Origin of the sequence: Thiohalophilus sp., assembly GCF_034522235.1 — a bacterium.
Taxonomy (GTDB): Bacteria; Pseudomonadota; Gammaproteobacteria; order UBA6429; family Thiohalophilaceae; genus Thiohalophilus.
The window spans coordinates 290,789-306,131 of the sequence record NZ_JAXHLN010000002.1 but is presented as its reverse complement, the minus strand read 5'-3'; the positions used below and the strand labels follow the sequence as shown (position 1 = coordinate 306,131).

Genomic DNA, 15,343 nt, shown 5'->3' with positions numbered 1-15,343 from the left:
TTTAATATATGTGTTTTGGTCGAGCTTATATTAGTTGTGAGTTGGGGCCTGGTTTAGAAGAGGTCCCTGATGCTGTATGTCACAGGCGTGCCCTCTGACCCCGCCTACCCTCTTGATGCCAGGGGATAGTCTTCCGGGTTTTTGATGCTATTCAGCGACAGGTCTACATCCAGATCCGGCCAGTACAGATGCTCCAGACCCTGCATCTCAACATGATTGATCGCGGTGATATTGGCATCACGAAACCAGGGAAAATGTTCGAAGACCAGAAAATATTCCTTACCATTGCAGAGCAACCAGAAACCCTGCGCGGAGACGTTGGTGAGTTCAACCGCCGGCATGATTGATCATATTTGCCAAATACGCGCTTTCTGGCTCTCGCGCCTTGTCACCGTTTGTATTTTTTACCCTGCCCAGCCAGTATCCGGGTTTGCGGTGTTGGTGTGCGACGGCTATCACCCGAATATCATGTTCTCGAACCTGATAAATGATGTTATATGGAAAGCGCTTCATTACCAGTCTGCGCAGATTGGCAGATATTTGCACGCCCAGCTCGGGAGAGTCGAGGCAATGTTCTATCTGCCTGTCCAGTTCTTCAATAAACTCTTCGCCAAGACCTGGTCGATCTGATTCATAGTATTTAACGATTTCCAGGAATTCTTTTTCTGCTCGCGAACTATAGCTGACTCTCATCCCTGAGTTACCCCGATAATTAGTTTTTAAGTGCTGACCTTAGCGAGGCCATAACCTCTTCATGTGACAATAACTCTACTTCGCCACGCTCGATCTCCTCCAGCCGTCGATTGGCCTCTTCTACCCACGCGGCATTCCACTCTTCGCGTGAGAGTCGCTCATCGTCTTTGTTTAGGCTGCGGATCAAATCCAGGGCGATGCGTGACCGATCCTGTTCTGACAGTGCCATGAGTTCCTCTTCGATATCCTTGATGCTGCGGGCCATGATGTCACCTCCTGGGCCAGATTATAGTCCATCATTTTGCCGGGTTCTTTCCTGGTTTGCCGGGGTCGCCATTAGCCAGCCGGCTGCATTCGCTCATTCCCGGTACCAGCTGCCGTCCGGCAGCGGCTTCATCCACACAAAGCTGTACCAGAACCACTGGTCTCCATCGGTCGCCGGTGCGGTGCAATTGACCTTGGAACGGCCGGGTTGCAACGCCCTGGCGGGGCGCATCGACAAGCGTGGCGGGTTACCGGTCTTGAGCTCGAGCGGGAGCGTATCGCCACCCAGGTAGCAACGGATCGCCTCCGGCCGGTAGGGCCCCGGGCCCAGCGTCAAACGCAGTCTCGGCCGGTCATCGCCAGGATCGAGCACGCCACTTTCGGGGCGGGTCCCGGTCACCGGCAGCGGCCGCGAGCGGACCTTAATTGCGAAGCTGTCCATGCCGGCGAAGGCGGTCGCGATCGGAAACCGTGGCAGGGCCGAGAAGTCGCTGCCGGGCCCGACAGCGCCGGACTGCTGGCCGAAGCCGACAAAATCGAGCTTGCGGACGAGCGCCGCGACCGCCGGCGAGAATTCGCCGAACGGGTACGCGAACAGCCGTGCCGGTCGCTCGAGTTCCTGTTCCAGGCGGGCCTGCGCATCCACAATTTCGCGGCGCATGCGTTGCAACCAGGCGGCCTCGTTCTCGCCTTCCCGTCGCCGGATCATGTGCGGATGATTGACACTGTGGTTGCCGATCGTGACGCCGGCCGCTTCCATCTCGCGCAGTTGCTCCCAGCTCACGTAGTTGCGGTCGCCGCCGTCGAGGTAAGCGGTCGAGATAAAGATCGTGAACGGCCAGCCGCGCGCCTGCAGGCGCGGGAACACCTCTTCGTACACCGACCGGTAGCCGTCGTCGAAGGTCAGCGCGATCGCCCGCTCCGGAACTTCCCTGCCGGCACGAACGGCCGCAACCAGGCGCGGCAGGGGCCACACCTCGAAGCCATTCGCCGCAAGGTAGTCCATGTGGCGCTCGAACGTCTTCGGCGTCACGCTGGTCGATGGGGGAGTATCTTCGGAGACATGATGGTACTCGAGCACCACCGCGCTGTCGGCGGCGGCCGTCAGTGCAGGCAAAAACAGCGCAACCAGCGCGAGGCTAGCCAGCGCCGTCAAGCCGATCCAGGTCGTTGCGACGGATGACACCTTTGATATGTTGGACATAGTCCTCTCCAATGGCTGCATAGTTGATCAGTCCGGCCGCCATTTCCAGCCCGCTCGGCTCGCGTCCCGCCCTGCGTGCCTGCGCGCGGATATCGCGCAGCGGCTGGTAGGCCGGGTGCGAGTTGAGCTGCCGGAGGTAGGTCCGCACCGATCCCGCCACGGTCGCAAAGGCCTGCACCTCGTAGGTCGCCTGCGCCGGGCGCCGCAGTGGCACGATTCCGCACCCCACAGTGAAGCACCACTGACCGAACAGATTGTTGCCCTGGCGCGCGAAGCGCGAGGTGCCCCAGGCCGACTCCAGTGCCGCCTGTGACAGCGCCAGCGAGGTCGGCACAATATCGATCCGCGTGGCGAGCTTGCGCGCGCGCTCGAGCTCCCCTTTCGCCTTCACCCGGTACAGCTTCGCCTGTTCCGCCAGCCAGGCCTGCTCATCGGGCGCGGCTTGCTCGCCATCCTCGAGATCGTCGAGGATGGCGAGCAGCTTCTCACGCTTTTCGAGCACGCGCCGGTTCTCGGACTTGACCACGGGCCACAGGAACTCGATAAACGCCTCCTTGCGCTCACCGGTGTCCTCGATCACCCGAAAGTCCGGCAGTGAGTGATTGCCGGGCGGCGGCACACGTTCGTAATCATAGCTGAACCACGCCACAACCAGAATCATAACGATGCCGGCACCCAGCAGTCCCGGGGCCAGGTGTGCGAGCGCCCGGCGAACCGCGTCGATCGGCCTGGCCAACAGGGGCTGGCGGCCGATAGTGCGCGCGCCATCGACCAGTCGCTTCAATAATAGCTTCATCCGGTTATTGTGCCCGAACCCCACCGGTCAAAGCCAGACGGATTCAGCTCAAGGCAAATCAAATACGACCCGCAAAGCGGGTCGTATGATGAAAGCCCCCGAAGGGGGCTATGTCACAGGCAGGGTGCGTTCTACACACCATTATCCCGGCATCGAGAATGTGGTGCGTAGAACACATCCTGGCCGATTTTCCACGCACAACATCGTCGTCCCTTATGAGACCCGCCAATTCATAAAAAGGCGATTTTCTATCGAAGCTCACCGCAACGGCCGAGCCGCTTTATGGCTCGCCACCAAAGGCGGTTTACCAGGATTTAATTACTTTTCTGAGATTGCTTGGCTGTGGTAAAGCCCAGGTTAGACCAGTTCTGCATACCGCCTCGATACCATTTGAGTTTATTCGCCGGGTAACCGTATTCCAGCAAGCTGCGGATATTGGCCGGTGACTGACCACACCACATGCCATTACAGAACAACACCAGAGTTTTTGCGTCCGAGTAGTTAAACAGATCGTCCTGCTCTTTCACATCGAACTGGTCAGTCAGAATATCGACAATATCAAAGGGTGCGGCACCGCGAGACGTGTCGAGTTGTACCCAGGGAATGTTAATAGAACCGGGAATGGTGCCACGCTTGACCCACTTTGGGGTACGCGAGTCGATCACCAGAACTGATTTGTCGCCGGAAGAGACTTTTTTCAGGTACTCCAGCATTTCCACTTCGCCGATGGTTTCAACCCCCGGTGCCAGTGACATGGGCTGAATACAGAACGGCGGACAGTTTCGCGAGGTTTTGGCAAAGTCGTCCACCACCTTGTTGTCATTGTTCTGGTTACGCTTGATCGTAACGGTTTTGCCATTGTGCTTCACCTCCACACTGCCGAGCTCCGGGGTAATCTTGACCTTCAGCTCTTGTGCATGGGCAGGTTGCACGAGAAGGCCAATGGATAGCACAGCGGTGGAAAACAGATGTTTTATGTTCATACCAGGACTCCGTGATTTAGCCAAATCCAGGCTCTGACCCTGTATTGAAGTTTTGAAAATAGCAGAAGACCGTTGTAAATGAAAATGAGACGTGATGGCCACCGATCGCATAGACGCGTTATTGGATTGTGCGAACCCTGGACCTGCCCCGTTGCCGGTATCTGCCTGGCACATGACCGGATGTCTCTAGTATCATCACCTTCATGAATCATCGTAACGCATTTCCCGTCCCGGTTGTCCCGGCACTGCTGATCATCAATGGCATACTATTTTTGATGGAGATGACCGCCGGTGGTCGCCAGTTGATCGAACTGTTTGCCCTGTGGCCGCTCGGTTCCGGCTCTGGCCTGTTTGATGGCGCCGCGCCAGGCTTTCAGGTCTGGCAGCTGGTCACGTACTCTTTCCTGCACGGCGGGGTGTTTCATTTACTGGTCAATATGTACGCCCTGTGGCTGTTCGGCTCACGTATGGAAATGGTGTGGGGCTCGAAGGCCTTTTTGATTTACTATTTTGTCTGTGTCATCGGCGCCGCTCTGGTGCAGTTGCTGGTGGCCGGTCTGGGCAGCGGGCCGGCCTATCCGACCATCGGCGCTTCGGGCGGGGTATTTGGCCTGCTGCTCGCTTTTGGCATGACCTTTCCCAACGAAAGGCTGATGCTGCTGTTTCCGCCAGTGGCGATGTCGGCCAAGTGGTTCGTCATAATCTATGGCGCCGTTGAACTCTATTTCGGTGTCACCGGCAGTATGGCCGGCGTGGCGCACTTTGCCCACCTGGGTGGCATGCTGTTCGGTTATTTGCTGATTCGCTACTGGCGCAGCCAACCACCGCGGTATCGTTAGTCACGTTCAGGAAGAGCAAAGGGCTTTATCTTTTAGTTCTGCCCTCTTGAATTGCTTTTCAATGCGCCTGATTTCAACGCGATCTGCTGCGCCTCTTCCAGCCACGCCAGGCGCTGGGCCGGTGTGGCGCTGGCCCAGCGTTTGAGCTGCGCTTTCTCATCGACAGTCAATTTATTTGGTTGCTTGTTTTGCTCAGTTTTCATTGTTGCTCAATAAACTCTGCAAGTACTTGATGTCTTCTTCGTCTTTCGCCCTGCCAGTGCCGGTTTTCATTGCAATCAGGTCCTGTATAGCACATACCGACACGGTTATCCCGCCGATATCCATTGGAACGGCTCGTTGTGCCATTTCTGAGAAGGGGAACGGTTCATGCACAAATACGGCAAGGACCATTAATGGATTGTTTTGATCGTAAAAGGAAAACACCAGCATGTTTTTGTCGTTGATCCAGGATTCGCGCGTGGCCTTATCTGTCAATTGCATCGGGTCAACCGGTAAACGTGGCGTCAGACCTGTTGCCAGGATAGCAGTAACCGCTTTCCCCGCCTCTCGCTGTTCGAGATTGATCACCAGGTCGATATCCGCCGTCAAGCGGGCATACCCATGCAGGACCGTTGCCAGGCCGCCAACGATGATATATTGCACATCAGCATCGTTGAGGGCCTTAAATAGTGGCAGATAGAGTGACATCTGTTTATTTTATCTGGATTCCGACGCACACGGAACGAGGTGAGATTGCCAGGTCGCCCATTAGCCAGCCCCGCCATGTCGTTATTCCATAGTCCCCGGATTCCACAGTTGGAACATGTTGACGCGGGCCGGTGAAGGCACTTAGGCCCCACCGGCCGGTGGTCTTCAGTCCGGCTCGGACTCGCCGCCGGTGACGGCGGGGCCGATCTTGAGCTTGTCCCGCAGGCGTAGGGCGCCCGGGTCGAAGACCTTCGGGTCGGGGCCGATGCCGCCATCGCCCAGATCCAGGCCACCCGGCACTCCGCCCTTGTTACCGCAGCAGGGGGACAGCGGCTGCGCGGCGCAGTCGACGATCATGGCCCCGCAGGTGCGTCGCTTCTCGGCGGCGGCCACAGCTTCCAGCGCCGCCCCGCGGCCCATCTCGTTGACGCAGCGGCAGATCCCGCCCACCTTGCGCGCCCGGGCCGGGGGCATACAGTCCAGCGCCCCGCAGGCCTGGCCCTGGCCACTGCGGCCGCCGATCACACGGACCTTGCCGTCGGCGGTGACCACCATCTGCTTGTTTTCCGCCATGCAGCGGCTGAAGGCATTGTCGCCGTACTGGGCGTCGATCCACTGGTCCTCAGAGGGGTCGACATTGCCGTCGGTGTTACCCAGCGACGGTTTGCCGGCGACGCTGTCCTCGTCCGTGCCCGGCATTCGAACCGGGTCGCCGTCCTTCATGCCCGCGACCGAGCCAGCCTCGCAGGCCATCAGGTCCCGGTAGGCCTCGGCCACGGGACCGCACTGGCGCGGCGGGCTGAGTGGGTCGGGCATCTTTTCCTGGCCGCCGCCTTGTTGCTGTTCCTGCTGCTTTTTCTTCTGCTCCTCGGCGGCCTTCTTCGCTTTATCCACCACACTGAAGCCGGTACCCCGTCCTTCGACCAGGGCGTCCATCTGGGAGTGGTCCAGGTCGTCGCCGGCGTAGGCCCATTCCCTGAGGGTCATATCCAGGGCGTGAGCCGCGTGCAGCAGTTCCTCGATGAGGGTCATGGCCATTTCCTGCTGACAGGCGCTGGCGCAATTGCCGTTTTCGCCTTCCTCCTCGGTGATGTGCTCGACGTCCATGGTGATCTTTGGCTGACAGTCGCTGGAAAGACCTCGACCGACGCAGTTCATCTCGCCCATCTGGATATTATCCTCGTCCTTGTCCAGACAGTCATGACACAGATCGGCGTCCATCAGTGATTCCTCCAACGTCTCAAAGTCCTCGTCGGAGAGTTCGTGATCGGTGGCGGTTTGAAGTGCCGCGCGCAGCCAGCTGCCCTTTTTCTTGAGCAGCTTGGACAGGCTGTACTGCATGTTGAAGGCCTCGGCCTCCGGACCGACCGGGCGGTTACCGTCAGGCAGGTCCATGCGCGGATTGGACTGGCAGCCGTCCTCACCGAGGATGCCGGCGATCATCGGTCCGCCCTCGCCGCCGGGTACGACGACCAGGCCACCGCTGCGGGCACGCTGGAGTTTGGCCATGGCCTTGAGCCGGCAACGGGCCGGGTCGTTGGCCATTGCCTCCAGATACATGGCCCCGGCCATGCAACTGGCGAAGCCGTGGTGGCCGCCGGAAAATGGTCCGGCGCCGCCACCGCTTTGACCGCCGCCCGCGCCGACGCTGCCGCAACGTCCCGTGAGCATATCCGGGTGGACGCCGAAGCCGGTCGTCGGCGGGGCGCTGGTGTCGACCACGCGCTTGCGGCCGAAGCGATCCTTAATCAGCTTCACATCGATGCCTTCGGCCGTGGTTTGCCGACAGTGCGGACCGATGCCGCAGCCGAAGTTGCCGGTCTTCGCGCCGGCGCTGGCCATCTGGCCAATGCTGCAGTGGCCGTAGGCGATGTTGCGCGGGTCGAGCAGCTCGTTGAGGTTGTCCAGCAGCAGCCCGGCCTCGTCGAAGCCGATCAGGGCCCCGCTGATGCGATCGAAGCTATAGATCCGCGCCACGTGCGGGGCGCTTTCGCCCAGCTCATCGCGATGCCGGCTGAGCCAGCGGTGCAACTCGTTGTAACCGCGGTGCTTGATCAGGTCGAACACCAGCAGAGCGGGGTTGGCCACGGCCGCCAGGGCTTCGCCCAGGCGATCCTCGCCCAGTCGGTCCTCGATGCGCCGGGTCTGGCTTTCCAGGACCGTGCCGAGGCGGTTGGCGAAGCTCTCCACCTGGTCGGCGCTCAGGGCCAGCAGGCCGAGCTGGAATTCACTGAGCACCGCGAGCTGCCCGTCCCGGTCGCCGGCGGCCAGGGCCGCGGCGTAGCGGGCGAAGTGCCGCCCACGGGAGAGATCGACGCGCCCGGCCTGGGTGTCTCGCACCTCCGTGCGGGTGGTGCGCAGTGGGCCGTTGTCGTGGGCCCGGCGAACCCGGATGCTGAGCTCGGCGCCGACCTGGCGCTGCAGCTCGCCGGTGGCGACGCCGTCGGCGTAGAGGTCCGGGCGCAGCCGGCGGATCCTGCGAGCCTGTTTGCGCACCACGCTTCGGTCCTGTTCCGCCAGACCCTGTATCAGGGCACTATCCGCAAACTTTAGCTGGGCGCTGAGGACGAGCTGGACGACCTGGGGCTCGAGCTTCAGACGCATTGGTGTCAGCTCATCGCCGCAGACCGAGGCGCTGACCATAAGCAGGGGGATAAAAATGAGCGCGAGCGCGCGGTGCATACTGCCTCCTTGTTATTGTTGTCTTCCCTGAGATTCGGCGGGGAGGTTTTCCAGGTCTTTTCGGTTGTCGGTATGCCTGGATGGCCGAAGCCGGGTCAATGATAGTGTGTCGAAATATAGGAAGTATAAATCCCCTTTTCGCCCAAAAACTACCCTGACCACCACGTGGCAACCCGGTCATGTCGCAGCGACGCCCACCAACAGAAAAAGGTGTCAAAGACCGAGGTATCCCCACAAAATTGCGATCAAAAACAATAATTTATTGCCGGGGTCCGACCCCGCCATTGCCAACCCCGCCATTGCCATTTTTACTCCGCCCTCAAGGCACATCCACCCTGCAGGCGACAATCGCTGCGATAGTTTTCGATGAGCCACGCCTCGGCAGCGGTCACCAGTGAACGGCGGATCCCGAAACGCACTACGGCGGTCGAAAAATCCGGACTGCGAAACGTGGGATCCGTAAGAAGCCGATCCAGATCAGGTGGTTCATCGCCCGGTGTACTAGCAGCTATTTCGCGCAGCACGTTGCGCACCGCACCGGGCAGGCCGAAATGTAATTGGGACCAGGCGCGGCGCGCCCCATCCGACATGTTGTTCAACGCCCGACGAAGTTCCGCAGTGCTGCGGCCGTCCATCTCCTCACGCAGCTTTTGCACGAATCCCTGTTCAGCGCGGCGTGTCTCCACGATGAACGCAGCCAGCAGATACTTCAACGGAAGCCGGGCCGGCGCCGGCGGCGATGCGCGGGCCCGGCCACGTTCGGTCAATTCCTCCCGCGGCACCGGCCGAATATCATCCTGCGCGGAGGGGGGAAAATCATCCCGGTGATTAAACAGATAATCGAGTCCGGACTCACCCTCCGGGTGCACCTCCCTACCCGATGAGACGATGACGCGATCGGAGGTGGACAACAGATCCGCCACACCGCTTTCGCGAGCGCCCTTGGCCAGGACCAGCGCCGTATCAATCGGGAGCTCGTCGGTATTGAGATCGGCCCCGAAGCGTTCACCTTCACCGTCGCCGGCCTCGATCCCCAGCTCCCGTTCAAACATCTCCATCGTGTCCTCGATGTGCCGGCGCGCATCCGGATGCGCCTCCAGGTACTCGGCCAGTTGCCGCGCCAGCACCTGGCGCCCGCGCATGAGACCCGCCCGCTGCGCGCGGGGGTTGCCGCGCCTGGCTTCATGCAGCCACCAGCCGTCCAGCACATCGTGACCCGACTCGCCCGGTGGCGGGATATGAAACCGCTCCCGCGCGCGGCTCACCAGATCCTCGCAGGGTGCCTTGCCGGCACCCTCGAAGCGCGTACCGCCAAACACAATGGCGTTATCCGCACAGCGATAGATCTCATAGCCTGCGGGCATACGCGGACCACCATCCGCCTCCTCTTCGACCATCACGCCGGTAACAACGTGTTCGCGCTTCTCCTCAATAGTTCCCGGTTCCCATTCAATGAGCACACTCCGCGGCGACTGGCCCCGTACGCAGCCTGTCTTCTCACCATTGAACACGCTCCGGGTCATGATTTCTTCGGTAAAGTCGCGGTAGTGAGCGCGGCTGCGACCGGAGGGATTGATCTCAAGTTCGAAGAGGCCACTAAAGGCGATGTTATCGGTGCTGGCCGTCCCATTATCCAGCCGCCAGCGGCCCACGAGACAGGGGTCGAGCACCGCCGGGTTGCGATCGTAAGCATCGAAGACCTTCTGTTCCGAGTCGCCGGGCATGTTCTCCTGAAGGCGGCGGCGCACGTTGGGATCCTGCAGGCTTTCGGACAGCCCCTCGCCCATGCGCCGCTGCAACTCAAACAGCTTCTCGCCACTGAACTCGCCACGTTGCAGCGCCTCCAGCTCCTCGGGCGTGATACCGAGGCGCTCCGCCACCGCCTCACGCTGTTCCTCGGAGAGTTCGGCGGCCCCGGCCGTCGGCCCGGGCAGCGCCATTGTCATTACGATTATTAAAGCGATGGCACTAGCACATCGAATCAGGATTGGCAGACGCATATCTAGCATGGATCAGGTAAATCCGTCGCGGTGAATGACTCTAATGCTTCATATAACAACAATATAATATGTGACCAACAGTATAACAAACAGAAATGGGTACAAAAGCTACGACGCATCCTGTTTGATCTTGAGATACATCAACAGGTTCAGCAAGAGGCTACCGACAAAGGCAATGCCGGCGCCTTTAAAGAAATCGTATATCACCGACAGACTCGACAAACCCGTCGCGGCCTCCGCCACGCATGAATTCCTGAATTCCTGGGGTCAGGTCTTACGTTTTGCTTCTTGAAAGGCAAAAGGCAAGACCTGACCCCGAGCTTGTGGTTTTTCGTGACCTCTTTAATTTATTTACCAAGGCAGACGAGGGTGTTCAAAACTCTGTGTCACCGAAGCACTTATAGCTCAATATGTTTTTCCAGCCTGCCCTCAAAATGGATCGCCAGTTGCGAGAGGGTCAGGTTCCAGTTTTTCACCGGGTGCGTCCAGCGCTCGGACGCCTTGAGTATACCGGCATAGAGTAATTTGAGTAAGCTGTTTTCATTGGCGAACCCGCCCTTGGTTTTGGTCAGCTTGCGGAACTGACGATGCACGGCTTCGACGGCATTGGTGGTGTAAATGGCGGTGCGCACGTAGTCCGGATATTTGAAATAGGCCGATAGCGTAGGCCATTTACTGCGCCAGGACTGGATCACCATGGGGTACTTGTCACCCCATTTGGCTTCCAGTTCATCCAGGGCTGTCTCGGCGGCATTGAGGGTGGCGGCTTTATAGACGGTTTTGAGATCGGCCATGAAGGCTTTGTGATTTTTCGAGCCGACGTACTTTAGCGAGTTTCGGATCTGGTGAATGATGCAGTGCTGGATCTCGGTATCGGGGTAGAGGCTTTCGATGGCCTCGGGAAAGCCCTTGAGGCCGTCCACGCAGGCGATCAGAATGTCCTTGACACCCCGGTTATGCAGATCGGTGAGCACGCTCAGCCAGTGGTGGGCGCCTTCGGTGTCCGACAGATACAGGCCCAGCAGCTCTTTTTTGCCGTCGATGTTCAGGCCCAGGATGGTGTAGATGGCCTTGCTAACATACCGGCCGTTCTCCTTGATTTTGTAATGGATGGCGTCGAGCCAGACAATCGGATAGATGGCCTCCAGGTCCCGTTCCCGCCAGGCGGCCAGCTCGGGCAGGAGCTTGTCGGTGACGGCATTGAGGGTGCCATTGGACAGCGCGATGCCGTACATGTCACCAATGTGGTCGCGGATGTCCTGATAGCTCATACCCAGAGCAAACAACGCAATGACCTTGCGTTCGAGCTCATCGGTCAGATGTGTCTGGTGCTTTTTGACCAGCTGCGGCTCAAAGGTCCCGGCCCGGTCGCGAGGGGTGTCCAACTCAAATGGCCCGGCGGCGCTTTTCATGGTTTTTGAGGTGCTGCCATTTTTGCGATTGGGCGTCTCTTGGGCGTCCAGATGCGTCTCCAGCTCGGCTTGCATGGCCGCTTCGGTGAGCTGCTTGATCAGCGGGGTGAGGACCCCGTCCTTGCCACTGAGGTCCTGGCCTTCACGCAACGCCTTGAGCGCCGCATCCATGTCGAAGTTGATTTGTTTTTTCATGTGTCATACCTTTTATAGACAGTTTAATGGAATGACACAGAATTCTGAACACTACCAGGCAGACCTATATAAAAACTAGTAACTCTGAGACTGTAAATAATTCTGTGTAACTGCCCGGTTAGAACTGCTCCGGCATTCTATCCGGAAACTCAATCATAAAACGATTCAAGGCGTCCTTCCAATGGTGAATGGGCATGGTCCATTTCTTGGAGGCCGCCTGCATGGCCAGATAGACGACCTTGAGTGCCGCGTCGTCATTCGGAAAGACCTTACGGTTGTTGACGGCCTTACGGATAACGCTATTGAGGGATTCGATAGCGTTGGTGGTGTAAATTACTTTACGAATATCATCCGGGTAGTTAAACAGGGTGATGAGATTCGGCCAGTGTTTGCGCCAGGCCGTGCTGATGGACGGAAACTTCTCATCCCAGCGCTCGGCAAAGGCGGCCAGCTCTCGCTCGGCCTCCTCGACAGTGAGGGAGGCGTAGATCTTTTTCAGGTCAGCGGCAACGGTCTTGCGTTCTTTCCAGGAGACGAATTTGAGCGAGTTGCGCACCATATGCACGATGCATAGCTGGATCTGGGTCTTCGGGTAAACGGTGTTAATGGCTTCCGGGAAGCCTGTCAGCCCATCCACCGAGGCGATGAAAATGTCCTTCAGGCCCCGTTGTTGCAGTTCGGTGAGCACGGACAGCCAGAACTTGGCACCCTCGTTTTCCGCGAGCCACAGCCCCAGCAGTTCTTTCTGGCCGTCCAGGTTGATGCCCAGCGCCAGGTAAATGGCTTTGTTGATGACGCGTTTGTCCTGACGGATCTTCACCCGGATGCAGTCGAGATAGACGATGGGATAGACCTCATCCAGGGGTCGGGATTGCCATTGCTGGACCTGTTCCAGCACCTGCTCGGTGACCCGTGAAATCAGCGTAGGAGAGACCTCAACGCCGTACAGTTCCAACAAGGTGGAAGCTATGTCCCGCGTGCTCATGCCCTTGCTGTAGAGCATGATGATCTTGTCGTTGAAAATCGGTAGCCGGGTCTGGTTTTTGGAGATAATGAGCGGCTCAAATTCCCCGTTGCGGTCCCGGGGAATGGCAATTGGCAGCTCGCCAAGCTCGCCCTTCAAGGTTTTACTGCTGTAACCGTTACGGCTGTTGCCGCTATGCTGACCGGCTTTGTCATGCTTGGGATAGCCAAGGTGGTCATCCATCTCGCCTTCGAGCATAGCTTCAAAGGTTTTTTGGCGCAGCAAGCGAGACTGTAAATTAAATTGTGTAACTGCTCAAAGTCCCATACCCTTGATAATAAAGGAGAAGACACATGAGCAGAAGAACAAAAACCAAAACCGATCTCGACCCGCAGCTTGAAGAACTGGTCAAGGCAGTCAAAACGCCAGAACAGCTTGCCGCATTGACCCAGCAGCTTCAGCAAAAAGCCTTTGAGGCCATGCTCGAAGGCGAGATGACTGACCATCTCGGCTATCCCAAGCACGCCACAGCCGGCCACAACACCGGCAACAGCCGTAACGGGTATAGCGCCAAAACCCTCAAAGGCGAACAGGGCGCACTGACCCTCGATGTGCCTCGAGACCGTAACGGCGAGTTTGAGCCGCTCATTATTCCCAAGGGGCAGACGCGTCTGCCGATGTTCAACGATAAAATCCTGGCGCTCTACAGTCGGGGCATGAGTACCCGCGATATCGTTGCCATGCTACTAGAGCTCTACGGCGTCGAGGTTTCCCCTACGCTCATCTCCCAGGTCACCGCGCAGGTGATTGAGGAAGTGCAGCAGTGGCAGTGCCGACCGCTGGACGAGATCTATCCCATCGTCTATCTGGACTGCATCCACATCAAGATCCGCCAGGACAAGCGGGTCAGCAACAAGGCCATCTATCTGGCGCTGGGTATCAACCTGGACGGCCAGAAAGAACTGCTGGGGCTCTGGCTCAATGAGAACGAGGGGGCTAAGTTCTGGTTGTCCGTGTTGACCGAACTCCAGCAGCGGGGTGTCCGGGATATCTTTATCGCCGCCGTGGACGGTCTGACCGGCTTCCCCGAGGCGATCAATACCGTCTACCCCAAAACAAAAATCCAGCTGTGTATCGTCCACATGGTGCGCAACTCGCTGAAGTTCGTGGCCTGGAAACAGCGCAAGGCGGTCGCCGCGGATTTGAAAAAGATCTACACCTCCCTGACGGTGGCCGAAGCCGAGCAGGAGCTCGACGCCTTTGCGGCTCGCTGGGATGATCAGTTCCCGTCGATCAGTGCCAGCTGGCGGCGACACTGGCCCAACCTGATTACCCTGTTCGACTATCCGGATGACATCCGTCGGGTGATCTACACGACCAACGCCATCGAATCACTGAACAGCGTGATCCGCAAGGCGGTCAAAAATCGCAAGGTTTTCCCTAACGATGAATCCGCCCTCAAGGTCGTCTACCTGGCCATCCAGGCGGCATCGAAAAAATGGACCATGCCCATTCACCATTGGAAGAACGCGCTCAATCGCTTTATGATTGAATTCCCGGACAGAATGCCGGAGCAGTTCTAAGCGGGCAGTTACACAGAATTATTTACAGTCTCCAGCAAGCGGGTGAGGTCCTCGAGTTCCTCCGGTGTTTTGATACTGTTCACCAGGGCTTCAAGCTGCGGGTCGATATCGGTTTTGGTTTTTGTTCTTCTGCTCATGTGTCTTTTCCTTTATTATCAAGGGTATGGGACTTTGAGCAGTTACACAATTTAATTTACAGTCTCGTAACTCTTTCATATACAACTTCAAAACTAGGCAATTCACCTTCAATTTCACTTTCTAGTTGTTTATATTCAGCTTCTGATCGTTTTCTAATTTCCGGGTTATTCATACTGCCTTTATTTACCTCTAACGCTCTAGCCTCTGCCTTGAGCAATAAACTATTAAGAACCTCATTCTTTCGCGCATCACTTAATTCTCCGATCTGTTCTAATAAACAATATAAATCATATGCGTCTTGCCTCCGCACTCTATTTCTTGCCTCTTGTTGCAATATTGATCTAATTTTCTCGGCCAACAAATCTATTAAACTATATACTAAGATATGACCGCCATTATCAAGCTCAACTTCTGCTGTATGCTCATAATTTGGTTCATTAAAACTATAATCTACCTCTACTATTGCTGGAGATCGTCCATTCAATAGACGCTTATGTTTCGCTTTGTCACCTTTATAAGCATAACCAATCTTAATTTTATATGTTGGCTGTGTATGCCCAGCAGTTGCTGGCGGTCTCATTTCATGAGATTGTATTCTGCAATCCAATCCATAAGGAAGTGATTCTACTGCTGAAGCTAACTCCCGCTTAAGCTCCTCTAAGAATTCACCTTCATCAAACCCAGAAACTTTCTGAGATGTTGAGAAATCAATATCACGCGTATGGCGTATGCCATTATAAATAAGCGACAATAATATACCGCCTTTCATATACATGCGTTGATTTAAAAAAGCAGAATTTGAAACAGCAACTAACACGGTATGCGCTGCCTGTCGAAACACTAATTCATTATTGTTATCAGTAGCCTCAACCCAATTCTCAACATCAACAATTGACACAC

The 15,343-nt window shown here is 57.2% G+C and carries 16 protein-coding genes and 1 pseudogene; 2 read left to right on the top strand and 15 right to left on the bottom strand.

Annotated features, from left to right (window positions below):
• Positions 1-104: 104 nt before the first annotated feature.
• The 6 genes from U5J94_RS01670 to U5J94_RS01645 all read right to left on the bottom strand — a co-directional run bounded on the left by U5J94_RS01670 (position 105) and on the right by U5J94_RS01645 (position 3,940).
• A complete protein-coding gene (locus tag U5J94_RS01670) occupies positions 105-341 on the bottom strand; it encodes a DUF2442 domain-containing protein (protein WP_322563913.1) in 237 nt (78 codons plus the stop codon).
• Positions 328-693, bottom strand: a complete 366-nt coding sequence (locus tag U5J94_RS01665; RefSeq protein ID WP_322563912.1) for a type II toxin-antitoxin system RelE/ParE family toxin — start codon at positions 691-693, stop codon at positions 328-330. Before U5J94_RS01665 ends, U5J94_RS01670 begins: the two co-directional genes overlap by 14 nt.
• Positions 694-712: 19 nt before the next feature.
• Entirely contained in the window at positions 713-958 is a 246-nt protein-coding gene (locus tag U5J94_RS01660) for an addiction module protein (RefSeq protein ID WP_322563911.1), read from the bottom strand.
• 93 nt (positions 959-1,051) lie between these two features.
• Complete coding sequence (locus U5J94_RS01655) at positions 1,052-2,161, bottom strand: polysaccharide deacetylase family protein (RefSeq protein ID WP_322563910.1); 1,110 nt, start codon at positions 2,159-2,161, stop codon at positions 1,052-1,054.
• On the bottom strand, positions 2,097-2,945 hold the full coding sequence (locus tag U5J94_RS01650; protein WP_322563909.1) for a glucosaminidase domain-containing protein: 849 nt from the start codon (positions 2,943-2,945) through the stop codon (positions 2,097-2,099). Before U5J94_RS01650 ends, U5J94_RS01655 begins: the two co-directional genes overlap by 65 nt.
• A 326-nt stretch (positions 2,946-3,271) precedes the next feature.
• Positions 3,272-3,940: a rhodanese-like domain-containing protein gene (locus tag U5J94_RS01645; protein ID WP_322563908.1), complete on the bottom strand. Its 669-nt coding sequence runs from the start codon at positions 3,938-3,940 to the stop codon at positions 3,272-3,274.
• Positions 3,941-4,143: 203 nt separating this feature from the next.
• Between U5J94_RS01645 and U5J94_RS01640 the strand changes: the two genes are divergently transcribed.
• Positions 4,144-4,779 carry a rhomboid family intramembrane serine protease gene (locus U5J94_RS01640; RefSeq protein WP_322563907.1) on the top strand — a complete coding sequence of 212 codons (636 nt, stop codon included), beginning with the start codon at positions 4,144-4,146 and terminating at the stop codon, positions 4,777-4,779.
• Between the two features lie 32 nt (positions 4,780-4,811).
• Here the strand turns inward: U5J94_RS01640 and U5J94_RS01635 are convergent, their stop codons facing one another.
• From U5J94_RS01635 to U5J94_RS01605, 7 genes and pseudogenes are all read right to left on the bottom strand, one after another.
• Entirely contained in the window at positions 4,812-4,982 is a 171-nt protein-coding gene (locus tag U5J94_RS01635) for a hypothetical protein (RefSeq protein ID WP_322563906.1), read from the bottom strand.
• Positions 4,972-5,469 (bottom strand): DUF6036 family nucleotidyltransferase, encoded by a 498-nt coding sequence (locus U5J94_RS01630; protein WP_322563905.1) that lies wholly within the window; start codon positions 5,467-5,469, stop codon positions 4,972-4,974. The genes U5J94_RS01635 and U5J94_RS01630 overlap by 11 nt, the downstream gene beginning before the upstream one ends.
• A 165-nt stretch (positions 5,470-5,634) precedes the next feature.
• On the bottom strand, positions 5,635-7,707 hold the full coding sequence (locus tag U5J94_RS01625; RefSeq protein WP_322563904.1) for a hypothetical protein: 2,073 nt from the start codon (positions 7,705-7,707) through the stop codon (positions 5,635-5,637).
• A gap of 752 nt (positions 7,708-8,459) precedes the next feature.
• Complete coding sequence (locus U5J94_RS01620) at positions 8,460-10,097, bottom strand: hypothetical protein (RefSeq protein ID WP_322563903.1); 1,638 nt, start codon at positions 10,095-10,097, stop codon at positions 8,460-8,462.
• 162 nt (positions 10,098-10,259) lie between these two features.
• On the bottom strand, positions 10,260-10,394 hold the full coding sequence (locus tag U5J94_RS01615) for a hypothetical protein (RefSeq protein ID WP_322563902.1): 135 nt from the start codon (positions 10,392-10,394) through the stop codon (positions 10,260-10,262).
• A gap of 155 nt (positions 10,395-10,549) precedes the next feature.
• Entirely contained in the window at positions 10,550-11,758 is a 1,209-nt protein-coding gene (locus tag U5J94_RS01610) for an IS256 family transposase (protein WP_322563898.1), read from the bottom strand.
• Between the two features lie 118 nt (positions 11,759-11,876).
• Positions 11,877-13,010: pseudogene (locus U5J94_RS01605) on the bottom strand (IS256 family transposase); the annotation flags it as partial.
• A 65-nt stretch (positions 13,011-13,075) separates the two neighbouring features.
• Between U5J94_RS01605 and U5J94_RS01600 the strand changes: the two are divergent.
• Complete coding sequence (locus tag U5J94_RS01600) at positions 13,076-14,305, top strand: IS256 family transposase (protein ID WP_322563789.1); 1,230 nt, start codon at positions 13,076-13,078, stop codon at positions 14,303-14,305.
• An 8-nt stretch (positions 14,306-14,313) separates the two neighbouring features.
• Here U5J94_RS01600 and U5J94_RS01595 read toward each other — a convergent pair whose 3' ends face one another.
• Positions 14,314-14,442, bottom strand: coding sequence for a hypothetical protein (locus U5J94_RS01595; RefSeq protein WP_322563901.1), 129 nt, complete (start codon positions 14,440-14,442; stop codon positions 14,314-14,316).
• A 56-nt stretch (positions 14,443-14,498) separates the two neighbouring features.
• On the bottom strand, positions 14,499-15,341 hold the full coding sequence (locus U5J94_RS01590; RefSeq protein WP_322563900.1) for a nucleotidyl transferase AbiEii/AbiGii toxin family protein: 843 nt from the start codon (positions 15,339-15,341) through the stop codon (positions 14,499-14,501).
• Between the last annotated feature and the right edge of the window lie 2 nt (positions 15,342-15,343).